Genomic DNA, 24,510 nt, shown 5'->3' with positions numbered 1-24,510 from the left:
GAAGGGAACCCACGATGGAAAGCAATGACCACGAATTGGCGGGCGTCGTACGGAAGCTCATGGTGGACGTGCTCGACCTTCGGCTGAGTCCGGAGGAGATCAAGGACGGAATGTCGCTCTACTCCCCGACCATTCAGCTCGATTCCCTGAACCTGTTGCAACTGCTGCTGGCGGTCGAGGACGAGTTCGGCGGCCAGATCGACGACGAGGACGTCATGGAAGCGGATCTGGAGACCGTCGGCGACCTCATCGGCCTGGTGTCCCGGCAGGTGCGGGAGAACCGTTCGGAGGCCGGCGCGTGACAGCGGACCGCAACCAGTACCTGCTGGACGAGAGCGACGTACCCACCCACTGGTACAACATCCTGGCCGACCTCGACGTCCCGACCGAGGGCGTGCGCAAGGCGCGTCCCGCCCCGAACGCACCCACGGCCGCCGCCGACCGGCAGGCGCCGAACCTGCCCCTGTCCATGTACCGGGACAGCGTCGGCGGCAGGCGCCACGTCGAGATCCCCGACGAGGTGCGCCGGCAGTACCAGCGCTGGCGCCCGACCCCGCTGGTGCGCGCCCACGCGCTGGAGCGGGCCCTGGACACCCCCGCGCACATCTACTACAAGTACGAGGGCGCCAACGCGGCCGGCAGCCACAAGCTCAACTCCGCGCTGGCGCAGGCGTATTACTACAAGAAGGCGGGCGTACAGGAACTGACCACGGGCACCGGGGCCGGGCAGTGGGGCACCGCCCTGTCGATGGCCTGCCAGGCGATCGGCCTCGGCTGCACGGTCTTCATGGTCCGGTGCAGCTTCGAGCAGAAGCCGTACCGCCGCGTGCTCATGGAACTCAACGGAGCCCGGGTGATCCCGAGCCCGAGCGGCACCACCGAGGCGGGCCGCGCCCTGCTCGCCGCCACCCCCGACAGCGAGGGAAGCCTCGCCATCGCCAACGCCGAGGCGATCGAGCACGCCCGGTCCGTGCCGGGCGGACGCTTCGCCGTCGGCAGCGGCGAGAACCACGTACTGCTCCACCAGACCGTCATCGGCGAAGAGGCGCTGCGCCAGATGGAGATGGCGGGGGAGTTCCCCGACGTGGTCATCGCCTCGATGGGCGCGGGCAGCAACTTCGCCGGACTGGCCTTCCCCTTCTACCGGGAGAAGCTGCGCACCGGGGCGGCCACCCGGCTGGTCGCCGTGGAGCCGGAGGCCTGCCCGAAGATGACCCGAGGGCGCTACGCCTGGGACTACAACGACTACTCCGGCACCACACCGATGACGAAGATGTACACCCTGGGGCACACGTATGTCGCCCCCGGGGTGCACGCCGGCGGACTGCGCTACCACGGGGCCGCGCCCCTGGTCAGCCTGCTGCACCGGCACGGGCGCATGGAGGCCGTGGCCGTCGGGCAGAACGCCGCGTTCGAGGCGGGCGCCCTCTTCGCCCGCACCGAGAACCTCGTGCCCGCCCCCGAGTCCGCGCACGCCGTCCGCGGCGTGATCGACGAGGCGCTGCGGGCCCGCGAGGAGCGCCGCTCCACCGTCATCCTGTGCAACATCAGCGGCCACGGCATGCTCGACCTGTCCGCCTACGACCAGTACCTCGCCGGCACGCTCAAGGACCACACCGCCACCGACGAGCAGATCGCCGCCTCGCTGGCAGCCCTCCCGGACACCGAGCCCGCCGGCGCGGCCTCATGAACCTCAGCCCCACCGAGGAGCAACTCGCTCTCGCCGGGCGGCTGCGCGACCTGGGCGCCGCACGGCTGGGCGCGGACGTCGAGGCACGGGAGCGCAGCCACCGCCTCCAGCCGGGCGACTGGGAGCGGTGCGCGCGGGCCGGCATCCTCGCCCTGCCCCTGCCGACGGCGTACGGCGGGCTCGGCCTCGATCCGCTGAGCTGCGCCGTCGCCATGGAGGGCCTCGGCCACGGCTGCCGGGACAACGGCCTGTTGCTCTCCCTCGGCGCGCACATCTGGGCGGTCGAGATCCCGGTCCTGGAGTTCGGTACCGAGGAACAGAAGGAGCGCTACCTGCCCGCGCTGTGCGACGGCCGGATGGTCGGCGCCCACGCGCTCACCGAGCAGGAGGCCGGCTCCGACGCCATGGCGCTCACGGCCCGGGCCCGCCGCGACGGGGACGGCTATGTGCTCGACGGCACCAAGCGGTTCGTCACCAACGCGCCGATCGCCGACGTCACCCTCGTCTACGCCACAGTCAACCCGGCTCTCGGGTTCACCGGCGTGACCGCGTTCCTCGTCGACCGGGACACCGAGGGACTGACCGTGGAGAGCCGGTTCGAGAAGACGGGGATGCGCACCTCGCCGTGGGGAGAGATCACCCTCCGCGACTGCCGTGTCCCGGCGGGCGCCCGGCTCGGCGCCGAGAAGCAGGGCTCGCGCATCCTCGCCCGGGCGATGGCCTGGGAGCGCTCGCTCATCCTGGCCCCGCTGCTCGGCACGATGCGGCGCCAGATCGAGCAGTGCGTGCAGTACGCCAGGAGCCGCAGCCAGTTCGGCAAGAACATCGGCCGCTTCGAGGCGGTCGCGCACCGGATCGTCGACATGCAGCTCAGGCTGGACGCGGCACGGCTGCTGACGCACCGGGCGGCCTCGCAGCTGGGCGGCGCGGACGCCTCGTACGCCCCCGAGGCGGCGAAACTCACCACCAGCGAAGCGGCCGTGGCCACCTTCCTCGACGCCATGCAGGTGTACGGCGGGCTCGGCTACACCACCGGCACGGACATCGAGCGCAACCTCCGTGACGCCCTGGGCACCCGCATCTCCTCGGGCACCTCCGACCTCCAACGGGTGCTGATGGCCGAGAAGATGGGCATCACGGCCCGGGCACGCCGCACGCAGCCGCCGCGGCGACCGGCCACTACCGGGGCCGGGGGTGAGCGGCGTGCCGACGCTCGTTGACGCCCTGGCGCGCTCGGCGGCCGAGCACCCCACGGGCGAGGCGGTCAGACTGCGCGGCCGCTCCCTCGACTACGCCGGTCTCGACCGCGCCAGCAGCGCCCTCGCCGCCACGATGCGCGAGGCGGGCGTGGTGCGCGGCGACCGGGTCGGGCTGTGGCTGGGCAAGTCGGTGGAGACCGTCGTGGCCGTCCACGCCGTGCTCAAGTGCGGCGCCGCGTACGTGCCGGTCGACCCGGCGGTGCCGCCGGCCCGTGCCGCGTACCTCCTCAAGGACTGCGCCGTGGCCTGCCTCATCACGGACCGCGGCCGCCTCGACCTGCTCGCGCCGGACGCACGGGGGCCGGGCGGGGAACGGCCGGGCACGGGGGACTGGTCGGCCGCCGTACGGCTCGTCGTGGTCGTCGACGGCGAAACCGCCGAGGACACCGGCGATTCCGAGGACACCGTGGACACCGTGGACCGGCAGGCCGCGGACTCCGCCGCACCGCCCGCCGCCGTCCTCCCGCGCCTCGGCTGGGCCCGGGCGGCCCTGCGGCCCGTTCCCGCGGGGTTCCGGCCCACCCCCGTGACCCCGGGCGACCTGGCCTACATCCTCTACACCTCCGGTTCGACCGGCGTCCCCAAGGGCGTCATGCTCTCCCACCGCAACGCCCGCGCCTTCGTCGACTGGGCCGTCGAGGAGTTCCGCGTCACCTCCGAGGACCGGCTCGCCTCCCACGCACCCGTCCACTTCGACCTGTCGGTCCTCGACCTCTTCGCGGCGGCGGCCACCGGAGCCTGTCTCGTCCTCGTCCCCGAGAACCACAAGGCCCTCGGCATGGCGCTGAACCGGCTCGTGGTCGCCGAGAAGATCAGCGTCTGGTACTCGGTGCCGGGCGCGCTGGTGCGGATGCTCGACGCGCGCAACAGCGCCGAACTCGCCTCCAGCGGGCTGCGGACGGTGCTGTTCGCGGGTGAGCCGTTCCCGCTCAAACACCTCAGGAGACTGCGCGGCGCGCTCCCCGGCGCGGAGCTGTACAACCTCTACGGGCCGACCGAGACCAACGTCTGCACCTTCCACCGGGTCACCGACGCCGACCTGGCACCCGACCGCGTCGCGCCGCCCCCCATCGGCACCCCCTGCCCGTACGCGACCACCACCGTGCTCGACGCCAACGGCCGGGTCGTGCCGGACTCAGCGGGCGCCGAGGGCGAACTCGCGGTCGGCGGCGACTCGGTGATGCTCGGCTACTGGACTCCCGCGGGCCCGCCCGCCGAACCCGCCCCGGTCCACCGGACCGGAGACATCGTCAGGTCCGACGGAGCGGGCACCTACACGTTCGCCGGACGGCGCGACCACATGGTCAAGGTCCGCGGCTACCGGATCGAGCCGGGGGAGATCGAGGCGACGCTCCTCGCCCTGCCCGAGGTCCACGAGGCGGTCTGCGTGGCCGTCGGGGCGGAGGAGGACGACGTACGCCTGGAGGCGTTCGTGGTGCCGCGGTCCGGGGCGTCCGCCGACGAGGCACGGCTGCGCCACCACTGCGCCCTGACCCTGCCGCGCTACATGGTCCCGGCCCGCTTCGCCGTCGTGGACGGTCTGCCCCGTACGTCCACGGGCAAGGCCGACCGCAGGGCGCTCGCCGACGCGGCCGCCCGGAGCGAGGAGGGGCCGTGCCCACCCGAGTCCTGACCCCGTGCTGGCCGAGCCGGGCCCTCGGCCGCGCCAAGCGCGTGAACGTCGTGCTGCCCGACACCTACACCGAGCGCGGCCCCGCCCACCCCGTGCTGTACCTCCTGCACGGCTACGGCGGCGGGCGGGACACCTGGCTGCGCCGTTCCGTGCTGTGCCGGGCCCTGGCGGGCAGCCGGCTGATCGTCATCCTGCCGGAGAGCGGCCGCCGCTGGTTCATCAACGACCACGCCGGGCAGCGGTACGAGGACTACCTCGTCCAGGACCTGCTGGCCCGCGTCAACGACGAGTTCAACACGGTCGGCCGCCGCGAGGGCCAGGCGGTCGGCGGGTTCTCCATGGGAGGCGCCGCCGCGCTGTTCCTCGCGCTGCGACACCGCGGGCTCTTCGGCGCGGCCGCCGCGCACGCCGGTGCCTTCGAGGCGGGCACGCGCGTCGGCGACCCGTACGCCGCGTTCCGCGGGGACCCCGGCTTCGCCATGCCCACGCGGGAAGTCCACGAGCGGGTCTGGGGCCCGCCGGGCAGCGCCACCCGCCGGTTCTACGACCCGCGCCGGCTGGCCGACGGGCCGCACGACGGCCCCCGCCCGGCCCTCTACCTCGACGTGGGCAGCGGCGACCACGCCCGCGTCCTCGGGATGAACCGCCGCACACGCGACGCGCTGCGCGAGCGGGGCTGGCGGCCGGAGTACCACGAGCGGCGGGGCGGCCACGACTGGGACTTCGTGAACCGCGCGCTGCCCGCGTCGCTGGCCTTCGTGACGCGTCATCTTTCAGGAGCGACTGCTGTGGAACAACTGTGAACGGGGTGTTTGCCGCGTGATCGCCGTCGAAGAAGCCATACACATGGTCGAGCGGTACTACGACCTGGTCGACCGGAATGACATTCCCGGCCTCGTTTCGCTGTTCGCGGCGGATGTGGTGTACGAACGGCCGGGATATCCGCCGCTGCGCGGAATCGGGGAACTGGAGCGGTTCTACCGGAAGGACCGTGTCATCGAATCCGGAAGGCATTCTCTGCGCGATGTCGTGACCGACCGCGAACTGATCGCGGTGCACGGTGATTTCGCGGGTCTGCTGAAGAATGGAAAAGATGTGCGTGTGCGGTTCGCCGACTTCTTCCGGGTCGCCGAGGACGGTCTCATCCGCCGGCGCGACACCTACTTCTTCAGTCCCCAGGTATGAGCGGCGCGACCGAGGGACAGGGCCCGCTCCAGGTGACCCGCCCCTCCCCGGAGATCGTTGTCGCCGCGCTGCACCGGCCGCATCGGAAGAACGCCCTGACCGAAGAGATGTTCCAGGCGCTCGCGGAGCTGTGCGCCGGGCTGCGGAAGGACACCGGCACGCGCGTGCTCGTCCTGACCGGGACGGGGGCCGACTTCTGCTCCGGTTACGACCTCGACGAGGCGGGGCGCATCGCCGCCCTGCCCCCGGCCGAACTGCTCGGCCTGCTCGAACGGCAGGCGGCCGCGGTGACCGGGCTGCGCGACATCCCGCAGCCGGTGGTCGCCGCCGTGGACGGCGTCGCGGTCGGGGCGGGGCTCTCCCTCGCGCTCGCCGCCGACCTGCGGGTCGTCACCACCCGCGCCCGGCTGCGCGCCTCCTTCGTGACCATGGGCCTGTCCGGCGGGGACATGGGCGCCTCCTGGCTGCTGCCGCGGCTCACCGGCCTCGGCTTCGCCTCGGAGATGATGCTCACCGGCAGGTATGTGGCCGCGGACGAGGCCCTCGGCCACGGCCTGGCGAACACCGTCACGGCCCCCGACGCACTCCACACCACCGCCCTCGGCCTGGCCCGGCGGATCGCGGCGCACAGCCCTGTCGCCGTGGCCCTGACCAAGCGCGTCCTCCAGGCCAACGCCGACGCGCCGTCGCTGGCCGTCGCCCTCGAACGGGAGGCGCCGCTCCAGACCGTGGCCGCCGGGTCCCCCGGGCTCCGCCAGGCCGTCGCCGCCTTCCGTTCGACGCGGCCCGGCGGACCTGCGGCACCCATGACACCGGTGACACCCACGACACCGGTTGCATCAACGACACCTACGGAGAACTGATGGTCGACACCGCCCAGACCTGGCGGCCCCTGGAGGTGGACCCGGGCGGCGCCGGCGTGCCGTCGAACCCCGAGGGGCTGGCGGAGTTCCTGCGGGGACAGGACGTGACACGGCTGCTGGCCCGGGAGAAAGCCGTAATCTTCCGGGGATTCGGGATCGACGCGGAGTCGGCGTCGTACGACATGGCCGCCGATCTGCTGCTGGCGAACCGGCTGGCGTACGTGCACGGCAACTCGCCCCGCACCAAGGTCGGCAGGAACGTCTACACCTCGACCGAGTACCCGGCCGAGTTCCAGATCTCCATGCACAACGAGATGTCGTACAGCCACAGGTGGCCCCGGCGCATCCTGTTCTGCTGTGCCCTGCCCGCCGCGACGGGCGGGGCCACACCCGTCGTGGACGGGGCGCTCTGGCTCGCGTCCCTGGACCCGCAGGTGCGCGCGGCCTTCGCGTCCGGCGTGCGCTACACGCAGAACCTCCACGACGGGATGGGGTTCGGCAAGAGCTGGCAGGCGACCTTCGAGACCGAGGAGCGCGCCGAGGTCGAGGCGTTCCTCGACGGCACGGGCGCCCAGTGGCAGTGGCGCGCCGACGGATCGCTGCGCATCACCCGGACCGCGCCCGCGACGGTCGAACACCCCGTCACCGGAGCCGAGGTGTGGTTCAACCAGGCCGACCAGTGGCACCCCGCCGGCACCGGTGAGGAAGCGGCGCTGCTGGCGGAGATGCTGCCCGAGGAGGAGCTGCCGCAGAGCGTCGGGTTCGCCGACGGCAGCCCCATCCCCGCCGCGTACATCACCCATGTCCAGGAGACCGGACTCCGCCTGGCGGTCGACGTGGACTGGCGCCGGGGAGACCTGCTCCTGGTCGACAACGTGGCCGCGGCACACGGCCGTCGGCCCTACAGCGGGCGACGCCGTGTGCTGGTGGCCATGTCGGACTAGCCGGACGCCCCGGCCCGGCAAACGCCGCGTGGAATTCCCGGCGCGGCAGATATCCGTATAGCGGCTGTCCAGATATACAGATCACCCCCTGGATAGTGTCACGGCAGTGCGTCATGGGGTGGACGGGCGCCGGTCGGCGCGAGTTCGAATCGAATGACCGGGCCGCGTGACGCGGCACGGTTGATTCCCGCTCCACACCGTGCGCGTGGCCACGGCGGAGAAAGCCCCCGTCATCCTTGAGTTGCCCCCTCCATCAGGTGAATGTCGAGGAGCTATGGATCGATCGCGGTCTTTCGCCGATGCCGAGCAGGAACTCACGCCGGCCGATGCGCGGGAACTCCCGCTGACCGGTGCACAGGCGGGCGTCTGGTTCGCGCAGCGGGTCGATCCGGACCTGGTGATATTCCGGGCCTCCGAATACCTGGACATCCACGGGGCGGTGGACCCCGTGCTCTTCGAACGGGCCCTGCGCCAGGTGGTCGAGGAGACCGACACCCTGCACATCGCGTTCCTGGACACCGCCGACGGACCGCGGCAGCGGATCGGCGTACGGCCCGACTGGCGGCTGCACGTCGTCGACGTCTCCGCCGAACCCGACCCGCGGCGCGCCGCCGTGGAGTGGATGGAGCGGGACCTCGGCCGGCCGATGGAACTCACCGAGCCGCCGCTGTTCACCTACGCGCTCTTCCGGCTCGCCGCGGACCGCTGGTACTGGTATCACGCCTACCACCACATCCTCCTCGACGGAGTGGGCGCCGGGCTGCTCGTCCGCAGGGTCGCGCAGGTCTACACGGCGCTGGCGGAGGGCCGGGACCCCGGACCCGCGCCCTTCGAGTCCGTCCGCACCCTGCTCGCCGAAGACCTCGCCTACCGGCGGTCGCCCGAGTTCGCCGCCGACCGGGAGTTCTGGCTCGGGCAGTACGCCGACCGGCCCGACCCGGTGGCCCTCGCGCCCCGCCCGCTGCGGCCCACCGCCGACTTCGTCCGGCGCAGCGTCCAGCTGCCCGCCGAGGTCCAGGGCGCCCTGACGGAGGCCGCCGAGCGGGCCGGTGTCTCCCGGTCCCGGATCATCGTCGCCGCGACCGCCGCGTTCCTGCACCGGATGACCGGGAACCCGGACGTGATCCTCGGCCTGTCGGTGACCGGCCGGACCAGCGAACGGTCCTTCAAGGCGCCCGGCATGGCGGCGAACGTCCTGCCGCTGCGCGTCCCGGTCGACCCCGCGACGACCATTGGGGCGCTCCTGGAGGGTGCCCGGTCCGCCGTGCGCGGAGTCATGCGCCACCAGCGCTACCGGGGCGAGGAACTCCGCGCCGACCTGGGCCTGCCCAGGGACCACCGCAGGTACTTCGGACCGCAGCTCAACATCGTGCCGTTCGACTACGACGTGCGCTTCGCCGGCAGCCGGGCGGACGCCTACAACATGTCGCAGCGCCTCATCGAGGACCTGGCCATATCGGTCTACGACAGGGTCGGCGACCACGGCATCCGGGTCGACTTCGACGTCCACCCCGAGCTGTACGACGCCGACGAACTCGCCGCCCACCAGGACCGCTACGTCGACTTCCTGCGGCGCATGGCGCTCGCGTGCGCCGCACCCGGCACCTACGTGGGCCGCGTCGGCCTCCTCGCCGGCGAGGAGCGCACGGCCGCGGTGCCGCGCCTCCCCGCCGCCCGGGAGCCGGACCCCACCCTGCCCGCCTTGTTCGAGCGGCAGGTGCGCCGGGCACCCGCGGCCACCGCCGTCGAGTGCGAGGGCACCACCCTCGACTACGCGGAACTCAACGCCCGCGCCAACCGGCTCGCCCGTCTGCTGGCCGCCCGGGGCATCGGCCCCGAGGACCGGGTCGCCCTGCTCCTGCCCCGCTCGGAACTGTTCGCCGTCGCCGCGCTCGGCGTGCTGAAGGCAGGCGCCGCATACGTGCCCGTCGACCCCGGCTACCCCGCGCAGCGCATCGGCCACATCCTCGACGACGCCGCGCCCACCTGTGTCGTGGTGGCGGACGGCACCGCCTCCCTGACGCACGGGACGGCCGCCCCCGCCCTCGTGCTCGACGCCCCCGACACCAGGGCCACGCTCGCCGGGTACGCGGCCGACGACCTCACCGACACGGAGCGCACGGCCCCGCTGACCGCCGCCTGCCCCGCGTACGTGATCTACACCTCCGGCTCCACCGGGCGGCCCAAGGGCGTCGTCGTCACCCACGGCGGCATCCCGCACCTGACCCGGGCCGTCGTCGCACACCTCGGGGTGCGGCCCGGCAGCCGGGTGCTGCAGTTCGCGTCCATGGGCTTCGACGCCGTGGTCCTCGAACTGTGCATGAGCCTGCTGACCGGGGCGACGCTCGTGTTCGCCCCGGGGGAGACGCTGCTGCCAGGCCACCCGCTGGCCGCGTTCACCCGGCAGGCGGGCATCACGCACGCCCTGCTCCCGCCGTCCTCCCTGGCCGTACTGGACCCGGAGGGCGACGACCTGCCGCCGGGCATGGCCTTCTTCGTCGGCGGCGAGGCATGCCCCGCCGAAGTGGCCGCCCGCTGGTCGGCCCGGCACCTGATGGTCAACGCCTACGGCCCGACGGAGATCACCGTGGCCGCCACCATGAGCGGCCCGCTCACCGGTGACGGCGAGCCGCCCATCGGCGGCGCCCTCGACGGAACCCGCCTGCACGTGCTCGACACGGGGCTCGCCCCGGTGCCCCCCGGCGTGCCGGGCGAGCTGTACGTCGCGGGCCCCGGAGTGGCCCGCGGCTACCTCGGCCGCCCCGCCCTCAGCGGCGAGCGGTTCGTCGCCAACCCCTTCGGTACCCCCGGCGAGCGCATGTACCGCACCGGAGACCTGGTGCGCCAACGCCGGGACGGCGACCTGGAGTTCGTCGGCCGCGCGGACGAACAGGTGAAGATCCGCGGCTACCGCGTCGAGCCCGGCGAGGCCGAGAACGCCCTGCTGCGACTCTCCGGCGTGGCTCAGGCCGCCGTCGTCGTACGCCCGGACGCGACCGGTGCCCCCGCGCTCGCCGCGTACGTCGTGCCGAACGCCGGCGCCACCCTCGACCCCGGCGCGGTACGGGACGCACTCGCCGAGCTGCTCCCCGCCTACCTGGTCCCCGCGACCTGCACGGTCCTCGACGCGATACCGCTCACCCCCAACGGGAAGACCGACCGCAAGGCGCTCCCCGACCCGCTCACCGCGGAGAGCCACTCCGCCACCGCGCCGCGCACCGCACAAGAGAGCGCCCTGTGCGCCCTCTTCGCCCGTGTGCTCAAGACCGACCGGGTCGGCATCGACGACAACTTCTTCGATCTGGGCGGCCACTCCCTCCAAGTGGCCCGCCTGGTCCTGCTGATCCGCTCCGAACTCGGCGTCGACTGCGGCGTCGAGGCGGTCTTCGACGCGCCGACCGTACGTCAGCTGACCGCCCGGCTCACGGGAGAGGAGAAGGCGGCGGACGCGCCCACCGGACCGGTGCCCGTACCGCGCGACGGCGACCTCGAACTCTCCTACGCGCAGCGCCGGTTGTGGTTCCTCAGCCGCCTCGACGGCCCCAGCGCCGCCTACCACATCCCCCTCGTCCTCACCCTGGACGGCCCCGTGGACACCGGCGCGCTGGAAGCCGCGCTCGGCGACCTCACCGACCGCCACGAGAGCCTGCGCACCCTCTACCGGGAGCGGGCCGGCGTACCGGTCCAGCACATCCTCGCCGCGGGCCCCGCGTCCCGGCCGCGGCTGCCGCGGGTCGAGGCCGACGACGACCGGCTGTACGACGCGCTCACCGCGGCCGCGGCCCGCCCCTTCGACCTCGCCGCCGAACCCCCGCTGCGTCCCGCGCTGTTCTCCCTCGCCCCCGAACGGCATGTGCTGCTCCTGCTGCTGCACCACATCGCGGCCGACGCCGAGTCGTTCGGCCCGCTGCTGCGCGACCTGACCGCCGCCTACACGGCGCGCCGCGACGGCCACGCGCCGGACCTCGCGCCCCTGCCCGTGCAGTACGCCGACCACGCCGTCTGGCAGCGCCGTGTCCTCGGCGACGAGAGGGACCCGGAGAGCGTCGTCGCCCGTCAGGCCGACTTCTGGAAGCGGGCACTGGCCGGGCTGCCGGACCACATCGACCTGCCCTTCGACCGGCCGCACCCCGCGGGCGCGGGCGCCGTGCCCTCGGGGCACCTGCTGCTCCGCCTGGACGCGGAGCCGCACCGCCGCATCGCCGAACTCGCCCGCGCCACCGGCACCAGTACGTTCATGGTGCTCCAGGCCGCGCTGGCGGCCACGCTGAGCAGGCACGGCGCGGGCGACGACATTGCGGTCGGCGTCCCGGTGGCCGGCCGCCCCGACGAGACGCTCGCCGATCTGGTGGGCTTCTTCACCAACACGGTGGTTCTGCGCACCGACACCTCCGGTGACCCCACCTTCCGCGAACTGCTGGCACGGGCACGGGAGTTCGCGCTCGCCGCCTACGACCACCAGGACCTGCCGTTCGAACGGCTCGTCGAGACCCTCAACCCCCCGCGCTCCATGTCCCGGCACCCGCTCTTCCAGGTGATGCTGGCCATGGACAGCTCCCGGCGCGCACTGCCGTCCGTCGCCGGCCTGGAACTGGGCCTGCTCGACCTGCCCGCGGGCAACGCCAAGTTCGACCTGTCGCTCAACGTCCGCGAACTCACCGCCGACGGCGCCGCGGACGGTCTGCTGATCGCCCTGGAGTACCGCGCCGACGTCTTCGAACAGGACACCGCCGAAGGGCTGCTGGCCAGGTACGGCCGCCTGCTGCGTGCGGTGGCCGCCGACCCCGACGCCCGGATCGGCCATGTCCCCCTCCTGGACGCACAGGAATGCCGACGCGTGCTGGGGGAGTGGAACGAGACCGCCGCGGCCGAAACCCTCCAGGACGTGGTCGCCCGCGTCCGCTCGCTGGCCGCCGCACAACCGACAGCCGTCGCCGTCACCGACGGACAAGGCGACCTGACCTACCGCGAACTCATCGACGAGGTCGACGCCCTGGCCACCCGCATCCAGGAGACGGGCGCCGCCCCGGAGTCCCACGTCGCCGTCCTCGCCGAACGCGGCCGCCTCCCCGTCATCGGTCTCCTGGCGGCCCTCGCGGCCTCGGCCGCCTACCTCCCGCTGGACACCGACGCGCCGGCCGAACGCTCGGCGGAGCTGCTGACCGACGCGGACGCGCCCCTGCTGCTGGCCGGTCCGGAGCACACCGGCCTCGCCGACGCCATCGCGGCCGCAGCCGGGCGCCCGGTGACGGTCCTGCGGCCGGACGAGGCCGCCACCACCGCCCCGGCGCGATCAGTGGCGGCCCCGGCCGCCGATCAGCTCGCGTACACCCTCTTCACCTCGGGCTCCACGGGCCGCCCCAAGGGCGCCATGGTGCACCACCGCGGCATGAACAACCACCTGCTGGCCAAGGTCGTGGACCTCGGGCTCGCCGCGACGGACACCGTCGTGCAGAACGCCCCGCTGACCTTCGACATCTCCATCTGGCAGATGATCTCCCCGCTGCTCGTCGGCGGCCGGACGCTCGCCGTGGGCCGGGCGGTCGCGGCGGACCCCGACGAACTCTTCCGGCGCGTGGTCCGCGAGCGGGCGACCGTCCTGGAAGTGGTGCCCTCGCTGCTGCGCGCCGCGCTGGAGGCCTGGGACGAGGACACCCCTGTGCCCGCCCTGCCGGACCTGCGGTGGCTCGTCGTCACCGGCGAGGAACTGCCCGGCGAGCTGTGCCGCCGCTGGTCCGCCCGCTTCCCGGCGATCCCGGTCGTCAACGCCTACGGACCCACCGAGTGCTCCGACGACGTCACCCACGCCGTCCTCACCCGCGACCAGGACACAGGGCGCACGACCGCGCCGATCGGCCGGGCGATCCGCAACACCCGCCTGTACGTGCTCAGCGACCGGCTCCAGCCCGTCCCCGTGGGCGTGGTGGGCGACCTGTACGTGGCCGGCGTCGGCGTGGGGCGCGGCTATCTCGGCGACCCGGCCAAGACCGCGTACACCTTCGTGGCCGACCCGTACGGGGGCGAGGGCGGCAGGCTCTACCGCACCGGAGACCGCGTGCGGTACCTGCCGGACGGCCGGCTGGAGTTCCTCGGCCGCCGGGACGACCAGGTCAAGATCCGGGGACGGCGCATCGAACTCGGCGAGGTCGAGGCAAGGCTGCGCGAACAGCCCGGTGTGAAGGACGCCGTCGCCACCGTGACGGAGGGCCCCGGCGGCCTCCCGCGGCTCATCGCCCACGTGGTGGGCGACGCGGACCCCCGCGCGGTCCGCGAGGCGATGGCCCGCGCCCTCCCCGACCACCTGGTGCCCTCGGCGGTGCACGCGCTGGACGCCATACCGCTCACCCCCAACGGGAAGACCGACCGCAAGGCGCTGGTGACGGCCGGCGGACCCACAGCGCCGACCGCGGCGGGCCGGGCTCCGCGGACCGCACAGGAGGAACTGCTGTGCATGCTCTTCGCCGACGTCCTCGGCGTCGGCCGGGTCGGGGCCGACGACAACTTCTTCGAACTGGGCGGACATTCGCTGCTCGCCACCCGCCTGGTCTCCCGCATCCGGTCGGCACTCGGCCTGGAGGCGCGCGTCGCCGCGGTCTTCGAGGCACCGACCCCGGCCGCCCTGGCGGCGCGCCTCGGCGCGACCGGCGCGCCCCGCCCGGCGCTGGCGCGCCGCGAGCGGCCCGAGGCGCTGCCGCTCTCGCCCGTCCAGCGCGGGCTGTGGTTCATCAACCGGCTGGAGACCGCGCAGGGCACCTACAACATCCCCTTCGTGGTGCGGCTGACCGGCGAGCTGGACACGCGGGCGCTCGAAGCGGCGTTCGCCGCGGTGGTGGCCCGCCACGAAAGCCTGCGGACCGTCTTCCCGGAGGTCGACGGAGAACCCCGCCAAGTCGTCCTCGACCCCGCCGAAGCCGCTCCCGCCCTGACCGTCGTCGACGCCGTGGGACAGGACCCGGCCGCGCCGATCGCCCGGGCCGCCGGGGAGGGCTTCGACCTCGTCACGCAACCGCCGTTGCGCACCACTCTGCTGAGGACGGGCGAGCGCGAACACGTGCTGGTCGTCGTCGTGCACCACATCGCCGGGGACGGCTGGTCGGCGGCGCCGCTGGCCGACGACCTGTCAAAGGCGTACGCCGCCGCCCTCGACGGCACGCCACCCGCCTGGGAGCCGCTGCCGGTCCAGTACGCCGACTACGCCCTGTGGCAGAACGAGTTGCTCGGCGACGAGTCGGACCCCGACAGTGCGTTCAGCCGCCAACTCGCGCACTGGAAGCAGGCGTTGGCGGACCTGCCGGAGGAACTCCCGCTGCCCCGCGACCGGCCCCGGCCGACCGGTGCCGGGCTGCCGGGCGGCCGCGTCGCCTTCCGGCTGACCGCCGAGACCCACCGCGCGCTGCTCGGGCTGGCCCGGGACCGCGGTGCCACCCCGTTCATGGTCCTGCACGCCGCGCTCACGGCGCTGCTCTCCCGGCTCGGCGCCGGAACCGACATTCCGGTGGGCACCTCCGTGCACGGACGCGGCGAGGAGGCCCTCGACCCCCTCGTCGGCTACTTCATCAACTCCCTCGTGCTGCGCGTGGACAGCGCGGGCGACCCCACCTTCGAGCAGCTTCTGGAGCGGGTCCGGCAGACCGACGTCGCCGCCTTCGCCCACCAGGAGCTGCCCTTCGAACGGCTGGTCGCGGCCCTCAACCCGCCGCGCGTGCTCAACCGGCACCCGCTCTTCCAGGTGAAGCTGCTGCTGCAGAACCTGACCCGCGCCGACTTCACGCTGCCGCACGTGGCAGCCGAAGCGCTGGACCACGACCCGGACACGGCCAAGGCCGACCTCCAGTTCAGCCTCTCCGAGACGTACGACGAGCGCGGCGAACCCTCCGGCGTGGAAGGGGCGTTGGGCTACTCGGCCGACCTGTTCGACCGCTCCACCGCCCAGTCGTTCGCGTCCCGCCTGGTCCGTCTCCTGGAGGCCGTCCTTGCCGACCCGGGCATCCGGCTCGGCTCCCTCGACGTCCTCGACCCGGCCGAGCGGCACGAGCTGCTCGTGACCCGCAACAACACCGCCCACCGGGTGCCGGACGCCACGCTGGCGCAGCTGTTCCAGGAGCGGGTGGCACTCGCCCCGGACGCCCCCGCCGTCGTGGACGGCCCGCTGCGCCTCACGTACGCCCAGCTCGACGCGCGCGCCGAGCGGCTCGCCCGGCAGCTGACCGGGCGGGGCGCCGGCACCGAGACACTGATCGCCCTCGCGCTGCCGCGGTCCGCCGACGCGGTGGCCGCGATGCTGGCCGTGGGCAAGGCGGGCGCCGCGTATCTGCCGCTCGACGTGGACCAGCCGGGCCCCCGACTGGCCATGATCCTCGCGGACGCCCGGCCGGCGCTCCTGGTGACCACCACTGGGACGCTGGCCGGCACACCCGCGCTGACCGAGACGGACGTGCCGCTGCTGCTCCTGGACACGGAGAACCTTCTGGACACGGAGGACGCAGAGGGGGCGGTGGAGGAAGCCGACGTCACGGACCCGGATGCCGCGCCGGCCGGGCGGCCCGACGCCCCGCCGCGGGGGAGCGGGCGAGGGCACGAGGCCGCGTACGTCATCTACACCTCGGGCTCCACCGGCCGCCCCAAGGGCGTCGTGATCGAACAGCGCTCCCTGGTCAACTACGCGCTGCACTGCGCGGCCGACTACCCGGGCCTCGCCGGGCGGACCCTGCTGCACTCGCCGCTCTCCTTCGACCTCGGACTCACCGCCCTGTACGGCACACTGCTCGCCGGCGGCTGCCTGTACGTCGCCGACCTCGACGAACGGCTGGACGTACCCGGCGGCCTCACCTTCGCCAAGGTCACCCCGTCACACCTGCCGATCCTGGAACTGACACCGGAGGCGTTCGCGCCCACCGCCCAACTCGTCATCGGTGGCGAGGCCTTGCGCGCCGACCAGCTGGCCGCGTGGCGCGCCGCGCACCCCGAGGCGGATGTCGTCAACCACTACGGTCCGACCGAGACCACCGTGGGCTGCCTGGACCACACCATCCCCGCGGGAACACCTCTCGACGACGGCCCCGTGGTGGTGGGTGGTCCGTTGTGGAATACGCGGGTGTATGTGCTGGATGGTGGGTTGGGTGTGGTGCCGTTTGGTGTGGTGGGTGAGTTGTATGTGGGTGGTGTGGGTGTGGGGCGTGGGTATGTGGGGTGTGCGGGTGTGACGGCGGGTCGGTTTGTGGCTGATCCGTTTGGTGGGGGTGGGGGGCGGTTGTATCGGACGGGGGATCTGGTGCGGTGGACGGTGGGTGGTCTGGAGTTTGTTGGTCGGGTGGATGGTCAGGTGAAGGTGCGTGGTTTCCGGGTGGAGTTGGGTGAGGTGGAGGCGGCGTTGCGGGGTGTTGAGGGGGTGTCGGGTGCGGTGGCGTCGGTGGTGGTGGGTCCGGATGGTGGGGGTCGGTTGGTGGGGTTTGTGTCGGGTGGGGTGGATCCGTTGGTGGTGCGGGGTGTGGTGGCGGGTGTGTTGCCGGGGTATGCGGTGCCGTCGGTGGTGGTGGGGTTGGAGGAGTTGCCGTTGACGCCGAACGGGAAGGTGGATCGGTCGGCGTTGCCGGTTCCGGTGATGTCGGGTGTGGGTGTGGGGCGTGGTCCGCGGTCGGTGGTGGAGGAGGTGTTGTGCGGGTTGTTCGGTGAGGTGTTGGGTGTGGGTGTGGTGGGGCCTGAGGATGACTTCTTTGTTCTGGGGGGTCATTCGTTGTTGGCGACGCGGTTGGTGTCGCGGGTGCGGGGTGTGTTCGGGGTGGAGGTGCCGGTGCGGGCGGTGTTCGAGGCGCCGTCGGTGGCGGGCCTTGCCCGGTGGGTGGAGTCGGGAGTGGTCGGTGGGCGTGTGGGGGTGGGGGTCCGGGAGCGTCCGGCGGTGATTCCCCTGTCGTACGCCCAACGACGCCTGTGGTTCATCGACCGGCTCGAAGGTCCCGGCGCCACCTACAACGTCCCGCTCGTCCTGCGTCTCACCGGTGAGATCGACCGCCCCGCCCTCCGCGCGGCCCTGCGCGACCTCACCACCCGTCACGAGAGCCTGCGCACCGTCTACCCCGAGCACGACGGAGTGCCCTGCCAGCACGTCCTCGACCCGGTGGCAGGCGCCCCCGAACTCGAAGAGGCACAGGTCGCTCCCGAAGCGCTCCGAGCGGCCGTCGAGGAAACCGTCCTGCCCGGCTTCGACCTGGCCACGCGACCGCCGCTGCGCGTCCGGCTGCTCACCACCGGCCCGGACACCGCCGCCCTCGTCCTGGTCATGCACCACATCACCGGCGACGGCTGGTCACACGCACCCATGCTGCGCGACCTGTCGGCGGCCTACGCGGCACGCCGGGCGGGCGAGCCCCCGCAGTGGCAGCCGCTGCCGGTCCAGTACGCCGACTACACCCTCTGGCAGCGCGACATGCTCGGCGACGAAGACGACCCGGACAGCGAACTCAACCGCCAACTCGCCTACTGGAGACAGGGGTTGGCGGGCCTCCCCGAAGGGCTGGAGTACCGCACCGACCGCCCGCGCCCCGAACTGGCCACCCACCGCGGCGACAGCGTGCCGATCCGACTCGGCCCCGCCGAGCATGCCGCCGTCGTCCAGCTCGCCAGGGCGAACGGAGTCAGCGTCTTCATGGTCCTCCAGGCGGCCCTCGCCGCACTGCTGACCCGCATGGGCGCCGGGACCGACATCCCGCTCGGCGCGCCGACCGCCGGCCGGACCGACAGCGCGCTCGACGAACTCGTCGGCTTCTTCGTCAACACCCTGGTGCTGCGCACCGACACCTCGGGCGATCCGACCTTCCGTCAACTCCTCACGCGGGTACGGGAGTCGGACCTCGCCGCCTACGCCCACCAGGACGTCCCCTTCGACCGCCTCGTGGAAGAGATCAACCCGGCGCGCTCCCTCGCCCGGCACCCCCTCTTCCAGGTCATGCTGATCCTCCACAACACCGCGGAGCCGGACGTCGACCTGCCGGGGCTGGCGGCACACGTCGAAGGGGCACAGGCCCCGGTGGCCAGGTTCGACATGTCGTTCAGTCTGCGGGAGCGGTACGGGGACGACGGCGAGGCACAGGGCATCCAGGGCCAGATACGGTACGCCGTCGACCTGTTCGACCGGACCACGACCGCCACTCTCGCGGCCCGCTTCCAACGGCTGCTCACCGCCGCCGCCCACGACCCCGGCCTCACCGTCGACGCGCTCCCGGTGCTGGACGAGAAGGAGCGGCACGAACTGCTGGCCGTCCGCAACGACACCGCGCACGCCTGCCCCGACGGCTCCCTGCCCGACCTCTTCCGCGCCCAGGCGGCGCGCACCCCGCAGACCGTCGCCTTCGAGGACGGGACGACCACACTCACGTACCGCGAACTGGACGAGCGCTCCGACCGCCTCGCGGCCACGCTCACCTCCCGCGGCGTGGGCCCGGAGGACCGGGTGGCGCTGCTGCTCGGCAGCCGGGCCCGGCACGTCGTCGCGGTCCTCGCCGTGGCCAAGGCCGGCGGGGTGTACGTCCCGCTGGATGGCCGCAGCCCCCAGGCCCGGCTGCGGCACATCCTGGCGGCGGCCCGGGCCGTGGCCGTCGTCGCCGACCGCACGACCCTCGCGGACGTCCCGGACGGCGAGGCCACGCTCGTCCGGGCCGACGAACCGGATGTGCCCACCGCCCAGAGCCCCGGACCACGTGTGCCCGTCCACCCCGACCAGCTCGCGTACGTCATCCACACCTCGGGCTCCACCGGTGTGCCGAAGGGGGTCGCCGTCTCCCACCGCAGCGTCGTCGACATGGTCCACTACCGCTGGTGGGGGCACGGCGCCGACGACCGCGTACTGATGCATCTGCCGGTCTCCTTCGACGCCTCGACGTACGAGCTGTGGGGGCCGCTGCTGCGCGGCGCGCGGATCATCGCCTTCGACGGCGAGGCCGGCGACATCGACGCCCTGGCCCGCACCATGACCGCCCACCGCGTGACGGCGGGCCTCTTCGGCGAGGGGCTGTTCCGGCTCCTCGCGGAGAACCACCCGGAGTGCTTCGCGGGCCTGCGCGACATCTACGTGGGCGGTGACGCCGTATCGGCCACCGCCGTGCGCAAGGTCCTCACCCACGCAGGGACGGCGCGGCTGACCAACACATACGGACCCACCGAGTGCACCCAGTGCGCGGTCCACCACGCCCTGACGGCAGAAGACGTGGCGCGTGGCTCCATGCCCATCGGACGGCCGCTCGACAACACACGTGTCTACGTCCTCGACGACCGCCTGCGCCCGGTGCCGCCAGGTGTCACCGGCGAACTCCACATCGCCGGCTCCGGCCTGGCCCGCGGCTATGCCGAACAACCGGGGCTCACCGCCGAACGCTTCGTCGCCGACCCGTTCGGACCCGCCGGAAGCCGCATGTACCGTACCGGCGACCGCGTCTGGTGGCGCCACGACGGCGTCCTGGAGTTCGCCGGGCGCACCGACACCCAGGTCAAGATCCGCGGGTTCCGCATCGAACCCGGCGAGGTCGAGTCCGCCGTCGCCGCCTGCCCCGGGGTGGCCCAGGCCGTGGTGGTCGCCCATGAGGCACGGCCGGGGGACCGGCGGCTGGTCGCGTACGTGGTGGCCGAACCGGCCGCGTTCGACGAGGCCGCGCTCGCCCGCCGGGTCGCGGCGGAGCTGCCCGACTACATGGTCCCCGCCGCCTTCGTCCGCCTGGACGCCCTGCCGCTCAGCCGCAACGGAAAACTCGACAAGGCCGCGCTGCCCGCACCGGAGTTCACGGCAGGGGTGGGGCGAGCACCCGGCGACGCCCGTGAGCGTGTGCTGTGCGCACTCGTCGCGGAACTGCTCGGCCTCCCGGAAGTCGGCGTCGACGACAACTTCTTCGCCGTCGGCGGCGACAGCATCGTCTCCATCCAACTGGTGGCGCGGGCCCGGCAGGCCGGCCTGCTCATCACGCCGCGCGACGTCTTCCAGCACCAGAGCGTGGCCGCCCTGGCGCGGGCGGCCAGGGACGTCGGCACCGCCCGGACACCGGCCGACGACGGCGTCGGCACCGTCCCCGTCACCCCGATCATGGCGTGGCTGCGCGAACGCGGCGGCCCCTACGCCGGCTTCAACCAGTCCCTGCTGCTGCGCGTACCGCCCGCCCCGGACCGTGCCGGGCTGGTCCGCGCCGTCCAGGCGGTCCTCGACCGGCACGACATGCTGCGCGCCGTCCTGTCCCGCTCGCAGGACGGGCGGTGGGCGCTGGAGACCCGGCCCGTCGGCGCGGTGCGCGCCGAGGAGTGCGTACGCCGGGTCGCGCTGCCGCCCGCCGACGCGGAGGCCGATCGGGCCCGGATCATCGCCGACCACGGCGAGGCCGCACGGCGCGAACTCGATCCCGACGCCGGTGTCATGACGCGCGTCGTCTGGTTCGACGCGGGCCCGGACCACGAGGGCCGCCTGCTGATCATCGCCCACCACCTGGTCGTCGACGGAGTGTCCTGGCGGGTCCTCGCCCCGGACCTGATGTCGGTCTGGCACGACCGCACGGCGGACGCGGCCGCCGCACTCGCCCCCGTCGGCACCTCGTTCCGCGGCTGGTCCCACCGCCTCGCCGAGCAGGCGCCCACTCCCCAGGTGCGCGACGAGCTGCCCTTCTGGCAGGCGGTGGCCGCCACCCCCGACCCGCTGCTCGGCCACCGGCCGCTGGACCCCGCGCGGGACACCGTCGGAACCACCCGCCGGGTCACCGCCGTCCTGTCCGCCGAGGACACGGCGCCGCTGCTGACGACGGTGCCCACCGTGCTCCGCGCCACCGTGGACGAGGTCCTGCTGAGCGGCTTCGCGCTGGCCCTCGGGCGCTGGCGGGCCGACGACGACTCCACCCCGCGCACGCGGGGCCCGGCCCGGCACACCGCGGCCCTCGTCGACCTGGAGGGCCACGGCCGCGACGTGACGGACGACGAAGCGGACCTGAGCCGCACCGTCGGCTGGTTCACCACCCTGTACCCGGTCGCGGTCGACCCCGGCGTCCTGTGGCGCGCGGGCGACGCCGCGGCCGCGGGGGAGGGGTTGCGCGCCGTCAAGGAGCAGCTGCGCGCGGTGCCGCGCAAGGGCCTCGGCCACGGCCAGCTGCGCCATCTCGACCCGGAGTCGGCCGACCGGCTCGCCGGGGCGGCCACACCGCAGATCGGATTCAACTACCTGGGGCGGGTGCGGGTGGACGCCGGTGCCGAGCGCTGGGGAGGCGCGCCCGAGGACGTCCGCATCGCCTCCGCCGACCCGGAGATGCCGTGCGCCCACGCGCTGGAGATCAGCGCGATCACCCATGACACCCCGTCAGGGCCGCGGCTGCGGGCGACGCTCACCTGGCCCGCGGGCCTCCTCGACGAGCCCCGGGTCCAGGCCCTGGCCGACCTCTGGTTCGCCGCACTCGCCGCGCTGGGCCGGCACGCGGCGGACCCGGCCGCGGGCGGACACACCCCCTCCGACCTGTCCCTGGTCGACCTCACCCAGGACGAGATCGACGCACTGGAGGCGGAGCTGTGAGCGGCGACCTGCTGACCCGCCTTCTGGTGTGCGCCACCGTGATGATGGTGCTCTGCCGGGTCCTCGCGGCGCTCGCCGCCCGCGTGGGCCAGCCGCCCGTCGTCGCCGAGATGGTGGCGGGCATCGCTCTGGGGCCCTCACTCTTCGGGCTGGTGCTGCCGGACGCCCAGGCATGGGTCTTCCCGGCCGCCAACACACCGGTGCTGTACGCGCTCGGCCAGCTGGGCATCGCCTTCTACATGTTCCTGGTCGGGCTGGAGTTCAGCGGCTCCCTCGTCCGGGGCTCGGGCCTGGCCCGGCGCTTCGTGTCGGTGTCGTTCGCGGGCATGGCCGCCCCGTTCGTACTCGGGATCGCCGCCACCTACGCGGTCTTCAGGGCCCAGCCCGCCGCCGTACCGGAGAAGGGCCTCATCGAAGGCACCCTGTACGCCGGGGTCGTCGCCTCCGTCACCGCCCTGCCGATGCTCGCGCGCATCATCGAGGAGGAGGGGCTGCTCGGCTCCCGCGCCGGGACGGTCGCCCTCGGCGCGGCCGCCGTGGACGACGTCGTCGCCTGGGTGGGGATCGGGCTGATGCTCGCCCTCACCGGGGCGGGCCACACCGACCCGCTGCTCACCGTGGCGGGCTTCGCCGTGTTCGTCGCCCTCCTGTTCACCGTGGTGCGCCGCGGGCTCCGCAGCTTCCTCGCGACCTCCCTGGGCCGGGGCGGGCAGGGCTTCCTCCCGCTGGTGTGCGCCCTGCTCTTCGCGGCCTGCGCCGCCACCGAGTTCCTCGGCCTGCACGTGGTGATCGGCGCGTTCGTACTGGGCCTCGCCTTCCCCAAGAGCGAGGCGCTGTCCCGCTGGGAGGCGTCCGTCCGGCCGTTCGCGGTCGGCGTGCTGCTGCCCTTCTACTTCGTCTACACCGGGCTGCGCACCCAGATCCAGGCCCTCGACGCGGGCCCGCTGCTCCTGGGCGTGGGCGTGCTCCTCGCCGCGTCGGTGGTCGGAAAGCTGGGCGCCTGCACGGTGGCGGCCCGGCTCCAGGACCCCGGCTGGCTGCCGGCGCTGCGGGTCGGCGTCCTCATGAACACCCGCGGCCTCGTCCAGCTCATCGCGCTCAACATCGGCCTGGAGGCCGGGCTGCTCACGCAGACGCTGTTCACCCAGCTCGTGATCGTGGCCGTCCTGTCCACCGTCCTGACGGCGCCCGGGCTCGCCCTGACGGCCCGGCTCGAACGCCGTCGCGGCCCGGCGGACGCGCCACCCACCGGGGAGCGGGCGGCCCCGATCGCCGCTCCCCCCGAAGACCGCACCGGTCGACCCGCTCGACCATGAAGAAGGGACCGCACGTGTCAGCACCGACCTCGCCCGCCCCGACGCCCCGTGAGGCGCTCGCCCGTGACGGCTTCGTGGGCCCGTTCCCGCGCTTCGCCGACGAGGACACGATCGCCGAGATCGCCGCGTTCTACCAGGACATGCTCGACAACCCGCCCGTGCAGCCCCTCTACAACAGGTACTCCGTACGCGACTGGCACCTGGTCAACGACAAGGTGCGCGAACTGCTGACCGCCCCGGAACTCCTCGCCAACCTGCAACGCGCCACCGGTGCCGAGTCGATGATCCTCTGGCGCACTAAGCTCTTCGAGAAGTACCCCGGGGACGGCGCGATCGACTGGCACCAGGAGTACGGCTACTTCGACGGCGAGGAGGTCGGCGGCCACCGCCCGGCCCTCTTCCCCTTCGGCTCGTCCGGCGAGTGGGACTGGACGCTCTGGCTCGCGCTGACCGACGTGTCGGAGGACGACGGCGTGATGGAGTACGTCAAGGGCTCCCAGCGCAGCGCCTACCCCAAGCGCATGGTCAAGCTCACCGACTCCGGCGCCTTCGTCGACCCGCGCAACCGGATCAGGACCAAGGAGGAGCTGCTGGCCCGCGCCGCCGACAACAGCCTCGTCCTCGACATCGACACCCGCCGCGTCTACGAGGGCGTCGATCCGCGCCGGCACTCGCTCGACGAGCTGTTCGACATCCTGACCGCACACGTCGACCAGCTGCGGGCCGTCGTCACCGAGCCCTTCGAACTGAAGCCCGGCGACACCCAGACCATGCCGATGAAGGCGGGGGAGTACGTCATCTTCAGCGAGCGCTGCATGCACCGCTCCCGCGCCTCGCTGCCGAACGCCAAGATGCGCCTGGCCGTCAACGCCCGCTACACCCTCGGCGACACCTGGGTGTACCCGCAGCGCGTCACGGGCGACACCTTCGACGGCTCGAACCTCGACATCAGCGGCCACCGCTGCGTCCGCCTGTTCGGCGACCGCTTCAACCCCGCCAACGCCTACCTCTGATCCCGCACCCCGCCTGGGCCACGGCCCCTGGCCCGCCCACCGCGGGCGGGCGGGGGCCGGACCCGCGCCCGTGCGCCCGA

Annotated in this window: 11 protein-coding genes; all 11 read left to right on the top strand. The window is 73.3% G+C overall.

Annotated features, from left to right (window positions below):
• Nucleotides 1–14 precede the first annotated feature (14 nt).
• The 11 genes from J2N69_RS01115 (at nt 15) to J2N69_RS01065 (ending at nt 24,430) form a co-directional block, all read left to right on the top strand.
• Nucleotides 15–302 carry a phosphopantetheine-binding protein gene (locus J2N69_RS01115; protein ID WP_230898996.1) on the top strand — a complete coding sequence of 96 codons (288 nt, stop codon included), beginning with the start codon at nt 15–17 and terminating at the stop codon, nt 300–302.
• Complete coding sequence (locus J2N69_RS01110; protein WP_230898995.1) at nt 299–1,690, top strand: TrpB-like pyridoxal phosphate-dependent enzyme; 1,392 nt, start codon at nt 299–301, stop codon at nt 1,688–1,690. Before J2N69_RS01115 ends, J2N69_RS01110 begins: the two co-directional genes overlap by 4 nt.
• A complete protein-coding gene (locus J2N69_RS01105) occupies nt 1,687–2,910 on the top strand; it encodes an acyl-CoA dehydrogenase family protein (RefSeq protein WP_230898994.1) in 1,224 nt (407 codons plus the stop codon). The genes J2N69_RS01110 and J2N69_RS01105 overlap by 4 nt, the downstream gene beginning before the upstream one ends.
• On the top strand, nt 2,894–4,582 hold the full coding sequence (locus J2N69_RS01100) for an amino acid adenylation domain-containing protein (protein WP_230898993.1): 1,689 nt from the start codon (nt 2,894–2,896) through the stop codon (nt 4,580–4,582). The genes J2N69_RS01105 and J2N69_RS01100 overlap by 17 nt, the downstream gene beginning before the upstream one ends.
• Nucleotides 4,564–5,385, top strand: a complete 822-nt coding sequence (locus J2N69_RS01095; protein ID WP_230898992.1) for an alpha/beta hydrolase — start codon at nt 4,564–4,566, stop codon at nt 5,383–5,385. Before J2N69_RS01100 ends, J2N69_RS01095 begins: the two co-directional genes overlap by 19 nt.
• Nucleotides 5,386–5,401: 16 nt before the next feature.
• Complete coding sequence (locus J2N69_RS01090) at nt 5,402–5,767, top strand: nuclear transport factor 2 family protein (RefSeq protein ID WP_127909098.1); 366 nt, start codon at nt 5,402–5,404, stop codon at nt 5,765–5,767.
• The gene (locus J2N69_RS01085; RefSeq protein ID WP_230898991.1) at nt 5,764–6,630 is read left to right on the top strand and encodes an enoyl-CoA hydratase/isomerase family protein; all 867 of its coding nucleotides are present in this window, start codon (nt 5,764–5,766) and stop codon (nt 6,628–6,630) included. The genes J2N69_RS01090 and J2N69_RS01085 overlap by 4 nt, the downstream gene beginning before the upstream one ends.
• Entirely contained in the window at nt 6,630–7,574 is a 945-nt protein-coding gene (locus tag J2N69_RS01080; protein ID WP_230898990.1) for a TauD/TfdA family dioxygenase, read from the top strand. Before J2N69_RS01085 ends, J2N69_RS01080 begins: the two co-directional genes overlap by 1 nt.
• A 274-nt stretch (nt 7,575–7,848) precedes the next feature.
• Nucleotides 7,849–22,101 (top strand): non-ribosomal peptide synthetase, encoded by a 14,253-nt coding sequence (locus J2N69_RS01075; protein ID WP_230898989.1) that lies wholly within the window; start codon nt 7,849–7,851, stop codon nt 22,099–22,101.
• Nucleotides 22,098–23,417: a cation:proton antiporter gene (locus tag J2N69_RS01070; RefSeq protein WP_230898988.1), complete on the top strand. Its 1,320-nt coding sequence runs from the start codon at nt 22,098–22,100 to the stop codon at nt 23,415–23,417. The genes J2N69_RS01075 and J2N69_RS01070 overlap by 4 nt, the downstream gene beginning before the upstream one ends.
• Nucleotides 23,418–23,431: 14 nt before the next feature.
• Complete coding sequence (locus J2N69_RS01065; protein ID WP_157996686.1) at nt 23,432–24,430, top strand: phytanoyl-CoA dioxygenase family protein; 999 nt, start codon at nt 23,432–23,434, stop codon at nt 24,428–24,430.
• Nucleotides 24,431–24,510 lie beyond the last annotated feature (80 nt).

It is taken from the genome of Streptomyces huasconensis, from assembly GCF_021028635.1.
In the GTDB taxonomy this organism is placed as follows: domain Bacteria; phylum Actinomycetota; class Actinomycetes; order Streptomycetales; family Streptomycetaceae; genus Streptomyces; species Streptomyces huasconensis.
Note: the sequence above shows the minus strand (reverse complement) of the source record. Positions and strands in the feature narration are given on the sequence as shown.

What these genes read in the sequence shown, in the direction of transcription:
- J2N69_RS01080 (WP_230898990.1), top strand. Translation starts at nt 6,630, where the DNA reads ATGGTCGACACCGCCCAGACCTGGCGGCCCCTGGAGGTGGACCCGGGC.
- J2N69_RS01085 (WP_230898991.1), top strand. Translation starts at nt 5,764, where the DNA reads ATGAGCGGCGCGACCGAGGGACAGGGCCCGCTCCAGGTGACCCGCCCC.
- J2N69_RS01115 (WP_230898996.1), top strand. Translation starts at nt 15, where the DNA reads ATGGAAAGCAATGACCACGAATTGGCGGGCGTCGTACGGAAGCTCATG.
- J2N69_RS01105 (WP_230898994.1), top strand. Translation starts at nt 1,687, where the DNA reads ATGAACCTCAGCCCCACCGAGGAGCAACTCGCTCTCGCCGGGCGGCTG.
- J2N69_RS01075 (WP_230898989.1), top strand. Translation starts at nt 7,849, where the DNA reads ATGGATCGATCGCGGTCTTTCGCCGATGCCGAGCAGGAACTCACGCCG.